The 14436-nt window shown below is 69.5% G+C and carries 15 protein-coding genes; 4 read left to right on the plus strand and 11 right to left on the minus strand.

The window, feature by feature from the left end:
* Window positions 1-3: 3 nt before the first annotated feature.
* The 5 genes from M1L60_RS17780 to M1L60_RS17800 all read right to left on the minus strand — a co-directional run bounded on the left by M1L60_RS17780 (window position 4) and on the right by M1L60_RS17800 (window position 5502).
* On the minus strand, window positions 4-1260 hold the full coding sequence (locus M1L60_RS17780) for an ABC transporter permease (protein ID WP_253238547.1): 1257 nt from the start codon (window positions 1258-1260) through the stop codon (window positions 4-6).
* Window positions 1257-2780, minus strand: a complete 1524-nt coding sequence (locus M1L60_RS17785; RefSeq protein ID WP_308208503.1) for an ABC transporter ATP-binding protein — start codon at window positions 2778-2780, stop codon at window positions 1257-1259. Before M1L60_RS17785 ends, M1L60_RS17780 begins: the two co-directional genes overlap by 4 nt.
* 158 nt (window positions 2781-2938) lie before the next feature.
* Window positions 2939-4036 carry a BMP family lipoprotein gene (locus M1L60_RS17790; protein ID WP_253238548.1) on the minus strand — a complete coding sequence of 366 codons (1098 nt, stop codon included), beginning with the start codon at window positions 4034-4036 and terminating at the stop codon, window positions 2939-2941.
* Window positions 4037-4248: 212 nt separating this feature from the next.
* Window positions 4249-4470: an SCO4848 family membrane protein gene (locus tag M1L60_RS17795; RefSeq protein ID WP_253238549.1), complete on the minus strand. Its 222-nt coding sequence runs from the start codon at window positions 4468-4470 to the stop codon at window positions 4249-4251.
* 51 nt (window positions 4471-4521) lie between these two features.
* Window positions 4522-5502 (minus strand): hypothetical protein, encoded by a 981-nt coding sequence (locus tag M1L60_RS17800; protein ID WP_253238550.1) that lies wholly within the window; start codon window positions 5500-5502, stop codon window positions 4522-4524.
* Window positions 5503-5600: 98 nt separating this feature from the next.
* Here M1L60_RS17800 and M1L60_RS17805 point away from each other — a divergent pair, with 98 nt between their 5' ends.
* The gene (locus M1L60_RS17805) at window positions 5601-6194 is read left to right on the plus strand and encodes a TetR/AcrR family transcriptional regulator (RefSeq protein ID WP_253238551.1); all 594 of its coding nucleotides are present in this window, start codon (window positions 5601-5603) and stop codon (window positions 6192-6194) included.
* A gap of 180 nt (window positions 6195-6374) precedes the next feature.
* On the opposite strand, the gene M1L60_RS17810 is transcribed toward M1L60_RS17805, so the two are convergent.
* Genes M1L60_RS17810 through trpS form a run of 4 tightly spaced genes read right to left on the minus strand, consistent with a single transcriptional unit; the run spans window position 6375 to window position 9293 of the window.
* Window positions 6375-6761 carry a hypothetical protein gene (locus tag M1L60_RS17810; protein ID WP_253238552.1) on the minus strand — a complete coding sequence of 129 codons (387 nt, stop codon included), beginning with the start codon at window positions 6759-6761 and terminating at the stop codon, window positions 6375-6377.
* A 7-nt stretch (window positions 6762-6768) separates the two neighbouring features.
* Window positions 6769-7680 (minus strand): YihY/virulence factor BrkB family protein, encoded by a 912-nt coding sequence (locus M1L60_RS17815; protein WP_253238553.1) that lies wholly within the window; start codon window positions 7678-7680, stop codon window positions 6769-6771.
* A 19-nt stretch (window positions 7681-7699) separates the two neighbouring features.
* Window positions 7700-8218, minus strand: coding sequence for a 2'-5' RNA ligase family protein (locus M1L60_RS17820; protein ID WP_253238554.1), 519 nt, complete (start codon window positions 8216-8218; stop codon window positions 7700-7702).
* A gap of 52 nt (window positions 8219-8270) precedes the next feature.
* A complete protein-coding gene (gene trpS / locus M1L60_RS17825) occupies window positions 8271-9293 on the minus strand; it encodes a tryptophan--tRNA ligase (RefSeq protein ID WP_253238555.1) in 1023 nt (340 codons plus the stop codon).
* 131 nt (window positions 9294-9424) lie between these two features.
* On the opposite strand from trpS, the gene galE reads away from it, so the two are divergent.
* From galE to M1L60_RS17840, 3 genes are read left to right on the plus strand one after another with little or no spacing between them, the layout of a single operon-like run.
* Window positions 9425-10399: a UDP-glucose 4-epimerase GalE gene (gene galE / locus M1L60_RS17830; RefSeq protein WP_253238556.1), complete on the plus strand. Its 975-nt coding sequence runs from the start codon at window positions 9425-9427 to the stop codon at window positions 10397-10399.
* On the plus strand, window positions 10396-11535 hold the full coding sequence (gene galK / locus M1L60_RS17835; protein WP_253238557.1) for a galactokinase: 1140 nt from the start codon (window positions 10396-10398) through the stop codon (window positions 11533-11535). Before galE ends, galK begins: the two co-directional genes overlap by 4 nt.
* A gap of 28 nt (window positions 11536-11563) precedes the next feature.
* Window positions 11564-11752, plus strand: a complete 189-nt coding sequence (locus M1L60_RS17840; protein WP_253238558.1) for a hypothetical protein — start codon at window positions 11564-11566, stop codon at window positions 11750-11752.
* On the opposite strand, the gene M1L60_RS17845 is transcribed toward M1L60_RS17840, so the two are convergent.
* Window positions 11749-12780, minus strand: coding sequence for a glycoside hydrolase family 43 protein (locus tag M1L60_RS17845; RefSeq protein WP_253238559.1), 1032 nt, complete (start codon window positions 12778-12780; stop codon window positions 11749-11751). The two genes, M1L60_RS17840 and M1L60_RS17845, sit on opposite strands and share 4 nt — an antisense overlap.
* Window positions 12774-14435, minus strand: coding sequence for a glycoside hydrolase family 43 protein (locus M1L60_RS17850; protein ID WP_253238560.1), 1662 nt, complete (start codon window positions 14433-14435; stop codon window positions 12774-12776). The genes M1L60_RS17845 and M1L60_RS17850 overlap by 7 nt, the downstream gene beginning before the upstream one ends.
* Between the last annotated feature and the right edge of the window lies 1 nt (window position 14436).

Genomic DNA, 14436 nt, shown 5'->3' on the forward strand with positions numbered 1-14436 from the left:
GGCTCACCAACCCTTCGCCATGGACGCGCCGAGCCGCGCGGTGCGCGCATCGCGGAGCTGGAAGATCGTTTTGACCAGGGCCGGGGCCGCGATGAAGATCACGATGAGGGCCTGGAGCACGGTGACGAGCTCGAGCGAGACGCCCACGTCGACCTGCATCAGGTTGCCGCCCGCGCGCAGCCCGCCGTAGAGGATCGCCGCGAACAGCGTGCCCCACGGCTTGTTCCGGCCGAGCAGGGCCACCAGCAGGCCGTCGAAACCGATGTTGCCGGCCACCTGACCGGTCAGCCGGTCGGCCGTGCCGAGCACCTGGACCGCGCCGCCGAGACCGGCCAGACCACCGGCCACGACCATCAATTTGATGTACGTGCCGCCGACGCTCATACCGGCCGTCTTGGCCGCCGGCGGGTTGGCGCCGACCGCCCGCAGCTCGAAGCCGAACGACGAGCGGTTGACCAGCCAGGCCACCCCGGCCGTGACGATCACCGCGAGCACGATGCCGAGGTGCACGCGCAACGGCTGGGGCAGGGCCGGCAGCCCGGCCGTGGACTCGATCGTCTTGCTGACCGCGTCCGTGCGGTCGGGGTCCTGCACGCCGCTCTGCAGGATCAGCCAGCCCAGGAAGAGCGTGGCCGTGTAGTTGAGCATGATCGTGGTGATCACCTCGTGGGCGCCGGTGCGGGCCTTGAGCAGACCCGGCACGAAGCCCCACAGGGCGCCGCCGATCAGACCCGCGGCCAGCGCGACGACCAGGTGCAGCCCGGCCGGCAGACCGATCGCGAACCCGGCCACCCCGGCCGTGAGGCAGCCGATTACCGCCTGGCCCTGACCGCCGATGTTGAACAGGCCGCCGCGGAACGCGAGCGCCACCGACAGACCGGTGAAGACCAGCGGAGCGGCGTAGGTGAGCGTCTCGGACAGCGGGTTGAGCGCCGTCTTCCAGTCGCCGGTGCCGTTGAACCAGGCCTGCACGGCGGCCGGGTCGAAGATCGCGCCCTTGAACAGGTCGGCGTAGGCCCGGCTGATCAGGTCCCAGCTGGCGTTCAACGCGTCGCTGGGCCGCGCGGTGAAGTACGAGAACGTCGAGAGCACCGCGGAGTCGGAGACGACGATCAGGATCGCGCCGATGAGCAGCGCCAGGAAGATCGACAGGATCGTCACCGTGACGGTGTTGGCCGACCAGAGGTTGTGCACGAAGAGGCCGAGGAACGACTCCTCTTTCTTCTGCTCCTCTTTCTTTTCGGGGGCTTCCGTGGTCACTCCGTGTCCTCTGCTTCTTGCGTGACGACGCCGGCCATCAGCAGTCCGATCTCCTCGCGGGGCATGTCCGGGGAGACGATGGCCAGGATCCGGCCGCGATACATCACCGCGATGCGGTCGGCCAGGCCGACCACCTCGTCCAGCTCGCTCGAGACGACCAGCACGGCGGTGCCGACGTCCCGCTCGTGGATGATCTGGTTGTGGATGAACTCGATCGACCCGACGTCCACCCCGCGGGTCGGCTGGGCGGCGATCAGCAGCTTGAGCGGGCGCGACATCTCCCGGGCGACGACGACCTTCTGCTGGTTGCCACCGGAGAGCGTGCCGACCGTCGACTGCGATGACGGCGTACGGATGTCGAACTGACTCACCCGCTCCCGCGCCGACTCGGCGATCGCCTTGGGGTTGAGCGCGAAGCTGTTGCCGAACGGCGCCCGGTCGTACAGGTCGAGCACCAGGTTCTCGGCCACGGTGAAGTCCTTGACCACGCCGTCCAGGCTGCGGTCCTCGGGGACGTAGCCGACACCCGCCCGCAGCACCTGCTTGGTGGTGCGGCCGGTCAGGCTCTTCTCCTCGAGCTCGATCGCGCCCGCGCGGGCCTCGCGCAGCCCCATGATCGCCTCGACCAGCTCGGTCTGGCCGTTGCCCTGCACGCCCGCGATGCCCAGCACCTCACCGGAGCGGACGACCAGGTCGACGTGGTCGACGGCCCGCACCCCGCGGTCGTCGTCGACGATCAGGCCGGAGACCTTGAGCACCTCGCGTCCGGGCTCGGCCGGGGTCTTCTCGACCTCGAGGCTGACGTCGCGGCCGACCATCAGCGCGGCCAGTTCGTCGGTCGGGGTGTCGGGCGAAACAGAGCCTTTAGTCCGGTTAGGGGCGGCGGCGGGGTGGTTGGATGGGACCACGGTGCGCCCGCGGCGGATCACCGTGATGCGGTCGGCGATGGCCTTGACCTCGCGCAACTTGTGAGTGATGAAGACGATCGACTTGCCGGTGTCGGCCAGCGACCGCATGACCGCGAGCAACTCGTCTGTCTCTTGCGGGGTCAGCACGGCCGTCGGCTCGTCGAGGATTAGCAGGTCGACGTCGCGGGTCAGGGCCTTGACGATCTCGACCCGCTGCTGGGCGCCGACCGGCAGGTTCTCGACCAGGGCGTCGGGGTCGACCGGCAGGCCGTAGCGCTGCGACGTCTCGAGCACGTCGCGCTTGTTGCGGCGGCGGTCGAGCCAGCCGAGCGGGCCGCCGCGCACCTCCTCGGCCCCGAGCGCGATGTTCTCGGCCACGGTGAACACCGGGACCAGCATGAAGTGCTGGTGGACCATGCCGATGCCGGCCGCGATGGCGTCCCGGGGACTGCGGAAGACCTTGGGCTCCCCGTCGACCAGGATCTCGCCCTCGTCCGGCTGCAGCAGGCCGTAGAGCTGGTTCATGAGCGTCGACTTGCCGGCGCCGTTCTCGCCCAGCAGGGCGTGCACCTCACCGGGCTCGACCGTGATGTCGATGTGGTCGTTGGCCACCAGGTCGCCGAAGCGCTTGGTGATGCCGCGCAGTTCGAGTCTCAGCGGAATCTCCCGACTTCGGCGCCTATGTGAAGTTCACCCGACAACTGGAACCGCCGCACGACCGCGAGGGATTCTCGCGGCCGGGCGGCGGCCGAATCTTACTTAGTGAATCCTCAGGCCGGAGCGCTGGGCGATTCAACCTTGATCGTGCCGGCGATGATGTCGGCCTTCAGCTTCTCGACCTCGTCCTTGAGGGTCTGGTCGACCTTGCTGTCGAACTGGTTGTACGGCGCCAGCGAGACACCGTTGTTCTCGAGCGTGCCCAGGTAGCCCGGGCTGGCGGCCAGCGGCTGACCGGTGGCGCCGGCGACGACCGCCTTCTCGACCGCGTCGGTGATGTTCTTGACCACGGTGGTCAGGAAGACGTCGCAGTCCTGCGCGGCGCTCTTGCAACCATCCTGGTCGACCCAGACGATCGAGACCTTGCCGCTGGAACCCTTGGCCACCTCGGCCGCACCGAGGCCGGTACCGCCGGCCACCGGCATGATCACGTCGGCCCCCTGGGCGACGAACGTGCTGGCCAGCGCCTTGCCCTTGGCCGGGCTGGCGAAGTCCTCGGCGAAGCTGCCGTTCTGCGCGGCCTTGTCCCAGCCGAGGACCTTGATGTCCTTGCCCTTGGCCTTGTTGTACTGCGCCACGCCGTCGGCGAAGCCGTCCATGAAGATGGTCACCGGCGGGATCTTGAGGCCGCCGAAGGTGGCCACCTTGCCGCTCTTGGAGTAGCCCGCGGCCAGGTAGCCGGCCAGGAAGGCGGCCTCCTGCGTGGCGAACTGCATCGGGTAGACGTTCGTGGCGCCCTGGATCGAGCTGTCGACGATGCCGAACTGCTGGCTCGTGTTCTGCGCCGCGACGGCCTTGGTCGAGTCGCCCATGAGGCCACCGACGGACAGGATGAAGTTGCACTTCTGGGTGACGAAGCCGCGCAGGTTGGGCTCGTAGTCGGCCTCGGCGGTCGACGCGACGTACTTCGGGTCGACCCCGGGCGCCTCGGTCTTGGCGGCCTGGAGCCCGGCCCACGCGGACGCGTTGAAGGACTTGTCGTCGATGCCGCCGGTGTCGGTCACCATGCAGGCTTTGTAGGCAGCTGCGGCAGCGCTCGAGCTGCTGCCGCCAGGGGTCTCGTCCGGCGCGTCGCTACAGGCCGCGGCGGCGAGCGTCAGCCCACCTGCCGCGAGAAGCGCAACGAGCCGGTTCCCACGTACTGGGCGCAAGACGCCCTCCTTCCAACGCACACCGACACTTGTCGGTGAGTCTTCACCGCGGGAGCGTAGCCGCAGGCCAGAGCGGGAGTGGCACTTTGGACCGTACTGTTGGCGCACCGTTATCTGCCCGCAACCGCGGAGCGCATGAGGCGTCGCATCCGTCCGTTAGTGCGGCAAATCATCGGCCTGCGTGGTAACCGGCCTGAAACCTTGCGGCCGGATCAGGATCTACGCCAGGCTTTTACGCCCAGAACGCCGACCACGGTGCCGATCGCCAGGGAGGTGACGATCAGCACCGCGTGGATGAGCAGGAAGGCGGTCGGCCGCCCGTCGGCGAAAGAGCGGTCGTCCTTCCAGATGGCCAGGCCGAACCGGGGCCAGATGACCCACGTCCAGACCCCGACCGCCGTCAGGAAGACCGCCCATCGTCTCGAGATGACCATGCCGGCAACTATCCCACCGGCTTGCTCGACCGTGCCGAGCCGGGACGCAGCTCAGACGGCCGCGACCAGGTCCGGCTCAGCCTCCTCGCGCTGCGGGCCCGTCACACCGTCCGACGCGAGCCCGCGGCGGCCGATCAGGGTCAGGAGCAGACCCCCGATTGCGTACGCCGAGAGCACCGTCACCGCGAAGGCCGAGCCCCCGCCGTCGAAGTAGGCGACCGACCGCAGCAGCGAAGCGCCCGCCCCGATGGGCAGCCACTGACCGAGCTCACCCCACGGCTGCGGCAGCAGTTCCGGGGCGGCCGCGATGCCGGCCAGCGCGTTGCCGACCAGGAAGACGACCAGCGCCCCCAGAGCCAGGCCGCCCTTGTCGAGCACCGCGGCCAGACCGGTCATGGTGGCCGCGACGGCCAGCGCGAACAGGCCCAGCGCCGCAGCCACCGCGAAGTAGCCGCCGGGCAGGATGTCGAGCCAGCCCTGCTGCACCGCGGCCGTGCCGAGACCGGCCAGGACGGCGTAGCTCACCAGCGCGACGAACCGGGCCGCCCGCTGCCGCACGAGCAGGAAGACCAGCACCCCGGCGAGCAGGCTGGTGATCGCCAGCGGCAGGAACCCGCCGGCGAAGCCGGCGCCCCGCGGGTCACCGGCGTCGAGCGGCACGACGTCGCGCACCGGCACCTGGGGGCCGAGCTGGGCCGCGGCCTGGGTCAGCAGCGCGGCCACGGTGGGCGAGGCGGCCGAGGCGATGTGCACCTCGGGCCCGGCCGGGGAGACGAGGATCGCCCCGTACACCTCACGGTCCTTGATCGCGGCGTCGGCGGCCGCGGCATCGGCCACCGGGTGCACGTCGAAGGCGCCCGGGTGCCCGGCCTCGAGCTGGGCGGCCACGGCGGGCGGACCGGCCACCGCGACGGGCAGGTCACGCGGCGCGAGGTTGGCCGCCGGACCGGCGAAGAGAGGGACGAGAAGCGCCTGGACGGCCACCACGATCACCGCGATGAACACGCCGAGGGCGAGGGGCTTGCGCTGCATGATTTCTCCTAAAACGAATGCTCGTTCTTTTATGTTCACAGCGTGCTCCTCGCCACGAGATCGTGTCAAGAGCGAGCGTTCGTTTTATGATGTGGGGCGTGCCACGTGTCTCCGAAGACCACCTGACCGCCCGCCGCGAGCAGATCCTCGTCGCGGCCCGCGCTTGCTTCCTGCGCAAAGGCCTGCACCACACCTCGATGCAAGACCTGATCAAAGAGGCCGGCCTCTCGGTCGGCGCCGTCTACCGCTACTTCAAGTCGAAAGACGAGATCATCGCCGCCATCGCCGAGGGCGTGGTGGGCGGCATCAGCCAGCAGATCGGCGAGTCGGCCGAACGGCGACTACCCCTGATGGATTCGCTCGCCCTGCTCCTCGACGTGATCGACCGGCAGTTGGAGCCGGACGGCGCCCTGCCGATCGCATTACAGATCTGGGCCGAGTCGACGATCGACCCGGCGATCAGGGCGATCGTCCACGAGCGCTACTCGGCGCTGCGGGCCAGCGTGCGGGTGCTCGTGTCCCACGCCGTCGAGAGCGGGGAACTGCCGGCCGACGCGGACATCGATGAGATGACCGGGGCGTTCTATGCCCTTGTGCCGGGCTACGCCCTGCAACGGCTGCTGATCGGCAACCCGGAGCGCGACGCTTTCCTGCGCGGCGCGAGCGCCCTGTTCGCCCGCCCAACCAGTTGATCGAACGCAGAGCCCACCCACCCTGGGGGGACCCCCGCCTCGCATCAGTGTGACGAGTTCTGCGGATCTTCGAGCCGGACGACGCCGCGCCCTGTGGACAGACGGCGAATGTGGACAACTCCCGGTGCGGGGTCGCGCAGTAGAGGTCGTCCAGGACCAGCCGCCGCAACCAGCGATTTGCTAGACGGTGGTGAGGCGGGCGGCTATGCGGGTCCAGCCCTCGCGTACTTCGGCCTCGGTGGGTGGGCGGCCGGGGCGTACGCGCCGGGTTTCGTACTCGTCCTCGAAGTCTTCGTCGTCGGGGGTTTCGACGGCGGCGCGGGCCAGGTCGATCTCGTCACGGATCGCTTCGGCGTCGGGGCGGGGCAGCAGGGGCTCGACGACGGCCATCAGCTGCTCGTCGGCCACGACCGCCTGGGCCAGGGCCAATGCGTGCGCTCGCTCGTAGGGGCCGCAGACCACGGGCTCCCAGTCCTCCTCGTCGCCGAGGGATCCGATCGTGATGACCCAGGGAAGCTCGGCCACCGGCGAGCCGGCCGGCAGATCCAACGTCACGAGTGTGCCCACGCGCCCATCATTCCGGGCCGGTGTGCCGAATCCAGGTATTTTGCCCCACGGGGGCAGTTTTATCGTCAGCTGACAGGTCTACGACCCGGCCGTGTGGACTGGTAGCGGCCCAGGCCGCGCCGAACAGCAGCAACTGGTTGAAGACGTACAGGTAGACCAGCACGCCCACGGCCGAACCGACCAGGCCGTAGGCGGGATTGCGTTGCACCAGACCCACGAACGACTTGCCGACGGTGTTCAGCAACGTGATGCCGATGCCGACTTGAAGCACCGGCGGCGCCATCCGGCGCACGGTCATGCGCAGCCGAGGTACTGCGGCCAGCAGCGCCGCGGCCAGCAGCATGTTCACGGCCACGGTGAGCAGCAGGCCGGCCGTGGAGCGGATGATCCCGTGCGTGATCCAGTCGATCAGCAGGTTCAGGCCGTACACGGCGAGCTGGGACATCGCCAGCAGCAGCAGGATGCCGAGCAGCACCAGCAGGTCGAGCGCCTGCCGGACGCCGATGTAGCCGGGCTGCTCGTTGAGCCGCCAGATCAGCCGCTGCGACGAGCGGATGGCCTCGACCCAGGCGATACCGGTGAAGGTCAGGCCCACGATGCCGACGATCCCGACCGTACGGCCGCTGTCGAGGATCGCTCCGATGTCGAGGAAGGGCAGATTGACCCGCAGGAAGTCGCGGACGATGTCGAACAGGTCGTCGTTGTTGTTGAGCAGGATGCCGAAGATCGAGTAGCCGATGAGCAGCAGCGCGAACACCGCGAAGAAGCCGTAGTAGGCGATCGCGGCGGCCAGCCGCCCGCCCTGCACGTCGATGTAGCGCACGACGGCCCGGCTCAGATGATCAAAATGCTTCGACCGGTGGCGCAGCCACATGACTCGGGTCTCGGCCGCCGCGTAGGCCCGGTCGATCGGATTCACGCGCCGACCGTAACCGAAGTCACGTCCGGCCGAGTGGATAGTCGCGCCGACGCCGCCAGGGCCCCTCGCCACCGTGCGAGAACAGCGTGAACGCGGGCACCGGGAACTTGGCCGAGAAGGCGGCCAGGTCGTCGAACGCCGCGTCGAGGGCCGCGGCCGGCACGTCCTGGGCGATGGTGACGTGCGGGTGGTACGGGAACCGGGACCCGCGATTGATGTCGGCCGAGCTCACGATCGCCTCGGCCAGCAGTTCGCACTCGCTGATGCCGACCGCGAGCGTCACGAAGACCACCTCGGTGATCGGCCGGAACGTGCCCGTGCCGCGCAGGTGGATGGTGAACGGCTCCTGCGCGGCGGCCACGGCCTCGAGATGCTTCTCGATGCGCGGCAGCGCCTCGGTCGGCACCTCGGTCGGGCCGAGCAAGGTGACATGGGCGGGCGTGTACGCCGCCTGCGGGTCACCGGCATCGGCCCGGCGCTGGGTGAGCTGCTCGCCCCAGGGCTCCGGGATGTCGATCGCGACGCCGATGCGCGTCATGGGTAGGCCTTCAGTCATGTTCAGGGGCGGCGGCTGGGGTGGTTGGACGGGGTCAGGCACCGCGGGCCGGGCTGAGGAACCCGATGTTCTGGTAGGCCTGGGCCAGCGTCACCGAGGCCACTGCGCGGGCTTTCTCGGCGCCGATCGCGAGCACCTTGTCGAGGTGTTCCGGGTCCTCCAGGTAGGCGCGGGTGCGCTCCTGGATCGGCTTGACGAAGTCGACCACGATCTCGGCCAGGTCTTTCTTGAGGTCGCCGTAGCCGCGGCCCTCGTACTGCTCGAGCAGTTCGTCTATGGTCCGCATGGTCAGCGCCGCATAGATGGTGAGCAGGTTGCTCACGCCGGGCTTGTTCTCCTCGTCGTAGAGGATCTCGCGACCGGTGTCGGTGACCGCCGACTTGATCTTCTTGGCCGAGCGTGCGGAGTCTTCCAGCAGCTCGATGATGCCGTTGGGCGAGGAGGCTGACTTCGACATCTTCGAGGTCGGGTCCTGCAGGTCGGTGATCTTGGCCGTGTCCTTGACGATGTAGGGCGAGGGCACCGTGAACGTCCGGCCGAAGCGCGTGTTGTAGCGCTGGGCCAGGTCGCGCGTGAGCTCGAGGTGCTGCCGCTGGTCTTCCCCCACCGGCACCTGGTCGGCCTGGTAGAGCAGGATGTCGGCCGCCTGCAGGATCGGGTAGGTGAACAGGCCCACCGTCGTCGTGTCGGCCGCCTTGGCCGACTTGTCCTTGAACTGCACCATGCGGCCGGCCTCGCCGAAGCCGGTGATGCAGCTCAGCACCCAGCCCAGCTGTGCGTGCTCGGGCACGTGGGACTGGACGAACAGCGTGCAGCGCTCGGGGTCGAGCCCGAGGGCCAGCAGCTGGGCGGCCGAGACGCGGGTGCGCTGGCGCAGGGCGGCCGGGTCGTGGCCCATGGTGATCGCGTGCAGGTCGACGACGCAGTAGTAGGCGTCGTGCGTCTCCTGCATCGCCACCCAGTTGCGAACGGCGCCGAGGTAGTTGCCGAGGTGGAACGAGTCGGCGGTCGGCTGAATGCCGGAGAGCACGCGAGGGCGGCGGGCGACATCGGACATGACGACCATTGTGTCAGCCTCGCGCAGCGCTCAACGACCCACCCGCGTCCCGGCGTTGCGTGTTCGAAGATGTTGACTTTTGAGCGAAGTTGGTGGAACTATGAAGTCCTAATCTGCGGAAGGGTACTGCCGTGAAACTGCTCGTCACGGGGGGCGCCGGCTATGTCGGCAGCGTCACCAGCCGGCTCCTGCTGGATGCCGGTCATGAGGTCACCGTCCTCGACAGCCTGGTCACCGGCTTCCGCGAGGCGGTCGCGCCCGACGCCACCTTCGTCGAGGCCGACATCCGCGACGCGGCCCAGGTGCTGACGCCCGGTTCCGGGTTCGACGCCGTGCTGCACTTCGCGGGCCTGATCGCGGCGGGCGAGTCGATGGTCAAGCCCGAGCTGTACTGGCACGACAACGTGGTGAAGTCGCTGGCCTTGCTCGACGCGGTGCGCGCCGCCGGGGTGCCGCGGTTCATCTTCTCCTCCACCGCCGCCGTCTACGGCAACCCGGTCGAGCTGCCGATCACCGAGTCCGCGGTCAAGGCCCCCACCAACACGTACGGGGCCACCAAGCTCACCTTCGACCACGCGCTCACCTCCGAGGCGTTCGCGCACAACCTGGCCGCGGTCTCGCTGCGCTACTTCAACGTCGCGGGAGCCTACATCCGCGACGGCCACGAGATCGGCGAGCGGCACGACCCCGAGACCCACCTCATCCCGATCGCCCTGCAGGTGGCCGCGGGCAAGCGCGAGAAACTGCAGCTCTTCGGCGACGACTACCCCACGGTCGACGGCACGTGCGTGCGCGACTACATCCACGTCCAGGATCTGGCCCGGGCCCACCTGCTGGCGCTCGACGCGGCCACGGCCGGCGAGCACCGCATCTACAACCTGGGCAACGGCAACGGCTTCTCCAACAAGCAGGTCGTCGAGGTGGCCCGCGAGGTCACCGGGGCCGCCCTGCCGGTCGAGATCGCGCCTCGCCGCGAGGGCGACCCGGCCACGCTGGTCGCGTCGTCCGAGCGGGCCCGCGAAGAGCTGGGCTGGGTGCCGCAGAAGAACACGCTGCAGGCGATGATCGGCGACGCCTGGACCTTCTACCGCTCGCACGTCGCATGATCGCCGACGACGCCGCGGCGGTCTTCCGCAAGCAGTTCGGCGCCGAGCCGGCCGGGCTGTGGGCCGCGCCGGGCCGGGTCAACCTGATCGGCGAGCACACCGACTACAACGAGGGCTTCGTGCTGCCCTTCGCCCTGCCCCAGCGCACGATCGCGGCGGTCGGGCCGGCCCCGGCCGGCGAGTGGACCGTCACGTCGACGTTCGAGGCCGAGCCGGTCAGCTTCGGGGTGACACAGCCGGGTGAGGTCAGCGGCTGGGCCGCGTACGTGGCCGGGGTGGTCTGGGCCTTGCAGGACGCCGGCTACGAGGTGCCGGGCGCGCAGATCGCCATCGCCTCCGAGGTGCCGCTGGGCTCGGGCCTGTCGTCCTCGGCCGCCCTCGAGTCGTCGGTGCTGACCGCGCTGATCGACCTCGGTGGCCTCGACGTGCCGCTCGAGAAGCGGCCGTCGATCGCCCAGCGGGCCGAGAACGTCTACGTCGGCGCGCCGACCGGCATCCTCGACCAGTCCGCGTCCATCCGCTGTGAGGAGGGCAAGGCGCTGTTCCTGGACTGCCGGTCGTACGAGGTCGAGCAGATCCCGTTCGACCTGGCCGCCGAGGGCTTGGCCATCCTGGTCATCAACAGCAATGCCCCGCACCAGCACGTCGACGGGGAGTACGGCGCCCGCCGCAAGTCGTGCGAGGACGCGGCCCGCCTGCTCGGGGTGCCGGCGCTGCGCGACATCACCGGCGACCAGCTCGACGACGCCCTGGCCCGGCTGGACGACGAGGTCATGCGCCGCCGGGTGCGGCACATCGTGACCGAGGACGACCGGGTGCTGGCCACGGTGAAGCTGTTGCACGCGGGGCAGGTGCGCGAGATCGGCCCGTTGCTGACCGCGTCGCACGCCTCGATGCGCGACGACTTCGAGATCACGGTGGCCCAGGTCGACATCGCTGTCGAAACCGCCCTCGCGGTCGGCGCGTACGGGGCCCGGATGACCGGGGGCGGCTTCGGCGGTTGCGTGCTCGCCCTGGTCGACGCGGACAAGGCGGCCGAGGTCACCGCCGCGGTCGAGGAGGCGTACGCCAAGCAGGGTTTCACCCCGCCGACTGCATGGACCGTCACAGCGGGCCCGGGCGCCGGACGGCTTTAACGTCATGCCCACCGGGTATCCGGTGGGCATGACCTCAGCAAAAGAGCAGGAACAGGACGAGCCCAACGAGTTCGGCTTCGCCGGCGGCGCCACCGCACCAGAGCCGGTCAAGGAACCGGCCGAGGGCTACGGCGAGAACATCGCGGTGCCGGCCGGTGACCTCACCGGCGCGATCACGGAAGCCATCGAAGAGGCCACCGAGCGCGACAAGACCTAATTCGGCGCGGGCTGCGCCTCGATGGTCGGCCCCTTCACCACGGGGCGGCCGTCGACCCAGTCGACCCGGTCGAGCCAGAGCTGTCGGCCGGGTGAGACGCTGCCGACCGCGCTCGGCGGCCAGGCGTGGTAGAGCAGCCACGACTCGCCGGCCGGCGTGGTGACCAGGAAGCCGTGCCCGGGTCCGGCCGCAGCCGGCGACGTGTGCAGGATCGGGTTCTCCTCGGCCTTGACACACGGTCCGAGCGGGCTCTCGCAAGTGGCGTAACCGAGCGCGTACTCCTCCTTGTCGAAGGCGTTGGCCGAGTAGAAGAGATACAGCTTGCCGTCGTGGCGCACCATCTGCGGCGCCTCGATGACGTGGGCCTCCCAGCCGGCGTCGTTGACCAGCAGTTGCTTCGGCTCCCCGTCGATCTCGAGGCCGTCCGCGCTGAGTCGCGCGCCGTACAGGTACGTCGGTTGCCCGATCGCGTTGCCGTCGTTCTTCCAGTACAGCCAGCGCTCCCCCGACTCGTCGGTGAACGGGCTGGCGTCGATCGAGCCACCCTCGTCGGCCTGACAGATCAGCGGTTGCGCCGAGTCATCGACGAATGGCCCGCGCGGCGAGGAAGCCACGGCCACACCGATGCACTGGCGGTTGGTTGCCGTCGAGCGAGCCGTGTAATAGAGCAGGTACTTGCCGCCCGGAGCGGTGATGACCTCGGGCGCCCACGTATTGCCCCGCTCCGCCCAGGGGCCCACCTGCGGCAGGACGTCACCGGCGGGCGTCCATTCGACCAGGTCGGGCGAGGTCAACAGCGGCACGTTCTCGGTGGAGTTGTTGGTTCCGTACGCGTACCAGGTCGCATCGACGAGCAGTGCTCCCGGATCGGGGAAGTTGTCCGAGTACACCGGATTGGTGAAGGTCACACCCTGCCTCGCTTCCGACGCGTCCGATTTGTCAGCTGAAGGGGTGGCGGGCGAGTCGCCGGCCGAGCAGCCGCCCACCAGCAGCGCCGCGACCAGCAGCACCCGCCACCGCCTCACCACTTGTAGAACCGCAGGTAGTCGAACGACGCCGTGACCGCCGGCTCCGCGCCGCCGTGGGCGACGAGCCCGACCCGCGGGGTGCTGTCGGCGGGCAGCGTCCACACTCCACCCCAGGTCCAGCGCTTGCCGTCGCGGCTGACGCCGGCACGGTACTCGTGCTCGCCGTTGCGCGGGTCGACCCGGTGCGCGAGCCGCAACCACGTGGTCGTGAGCCCCGGCGTGCCGGCAATGGTTCCGCCGTACGAAAGAGCATTCGCGTACGGCATCTCCTTGCCGAACTCCACCTGCCGGGTGTTCCAGATCGCGACCGCGCTGAGCCGCGCGAACAGGTCGTCACCGGCATAGGCGATGAGCCCGGCCTGCTGATAGTTCCGGACGACGTCCTCACCCAGCGGCAAGGTCAACTTCGTCTCCGCGATCCAACTGCCTGTCGGGGGCGTGCGCAGGAAGATGCCCGCGTCGTTGCCGGTGCCCGTGAGGTCGGCCCCCTGCACCGGCCACCGCAGTTCTCCCCCGCTCACAGTGGCCGCCGGATCTTGGCGCACCCAGCTCCAGCCCGTCTTCGCCGCGGTGAACTCGTCACCGAAGATCAACCGGCCGGGCGCTGGGGTACGGGCCGGTTGCGCGTCGCGTTTGTCGGAGGCCCAGGCGCCGCTGTTCACCGTCGGCCAGCCACCGGGCCAGTCGAGCCGGTCGACCAGCATGGGCCGCTCGTTGATGCCGAACGGCTCGTCGAGGTACGGGTCGTTGCGGTCGATGGCGTGATAGACGAACCAGTCCTGGCCACGCCGGTCGGTGATCAGTCCGTTGTGGCCGGTGCCGACCCAGCGGTTGCCGTTGGGCGCGATCACCGGGGTGCCGCCGGCCCGCGAGGTGTTGAGGCTGAGGCCGTCGCGGTCAGTGAACGGGCCGAGCGGGCTACGGGAGCGGCCGACCGAGACCGAGTAGCCGGTGGTCGGGCCCGCGCAGCAGTTGGCCGACGACGCGAACAGGTAGTAGTAGCCGTTGCGGCGTACGACGTACGCGCCCTCGAACTTGTTGTCGATCGCGACCTGGGTCGGCGTACCGGTGATCTTCAGGCCGTCGGCGGTGAGTTCACTGACCCAGATGCCGCCGAAGTAGCTGCCGTAATACAGATACTTCTTGCCGTCGGCCGCGGTGAGCTGGGACGGGTCGAAGGTCCACCACCAGCCGCCACCAGGAGCCGCGCGCGGCGGCACGGCCGGTTCGGCCGCCCAGGTCCACGGCCCGGTCGGCTTGGGCGCGGTGGCCACCCCGATCGACGAGGCCCCGGGCGTGCCGGCCGTCTCGGTCACGGTCGCGTACAGCACCCAGCGGTTGCCGATCTTGCGGACGTCGGGCGCCCACAGCGAGGCGTTCGCGGCCGCGAAGGGCGGCAGGTCGCCGAACGCGTCACCGACGTACTTCCAGTTCTTGAGGTCGGTGGAGCGCGCGATCGGAATGCGGTGGGCGACCTTCTCGCCCTCACGCAGCGGGTCGGACGTGCCGAACCCGTAGTAGAACCCGTCGTCGCCGCGGACGATCACCGGATCGGCAAAAGTGTCGGCAAAACTCGCCGAGGCCGGGTTCCGCGCGCCGGCGGTGAGCGCGACCAGGGTGATGACCGCGGCCAGCACGGCTGTCAGACGTCGCATC

This window comes from Paractinoplanes aksuensis (assembly GCF_024137025.1).
GTDB classification, from domain to species: domain Bacteria; phylum Actinomycetota; class Actinomycetes; order Mycobacteriales; family Micromonosporaceae; genus Actinoplanes; species Actinoplanes aksuensis.

Bases quoted from the DNA above. Each gene is read 5' to 3' on its own strand.
- M1L60_RS17795 (WP_253238549.1), bottom strand. From the start codon at position 4,470: ATGGTCATCTCGAGACGATGGGCGGTCTTCCTGACGGCGGTCGGGGTC.
- M1L60_RS17800 (WP_253238550.1), bottom strand. From the start codon at position 5,502: ATGCAGCGCAAGCCCCTCGCCCTCGGCGTGTTCATCGCGGTGATCGTG.
- M1L60_RS17820 (WP_253238554.1), bottom strand. From the start codon at position 8,218: ATGACGCGCATCGGCGTCGCGATCGACATCCCGGAGCCCTGGGGCGAG.
- trpS (WP_253238555.1), bottom strand. From the start codon at position 9,293: ATGTCCGATGTCGCCCGCCGCCCTCGCGTGCTCTCCGGCATTCAGCCG.
- galK (WP_253238557.1), top strand. From the start codon at position 10,396: ATGATCGCCGACGACGCCGCGGCGGTCTTCCGCAAGCAGTTCGGCGCC.
- M1L60_RS17840 (WP_253238558.1), top strand. From the start codon at position 11,564: ATGACCTCAGCAAAAGAGCAGGAACAGGACGAGCCCAACGAGTTCGGC.
- M1L60_RS17850 (WP_253238560.1), bottom strand. From the start codon at position 14,435: ATGCGACGTCTGACAGCCGTGCTGGCCGCGGTCATCACCCTGGTCGCG.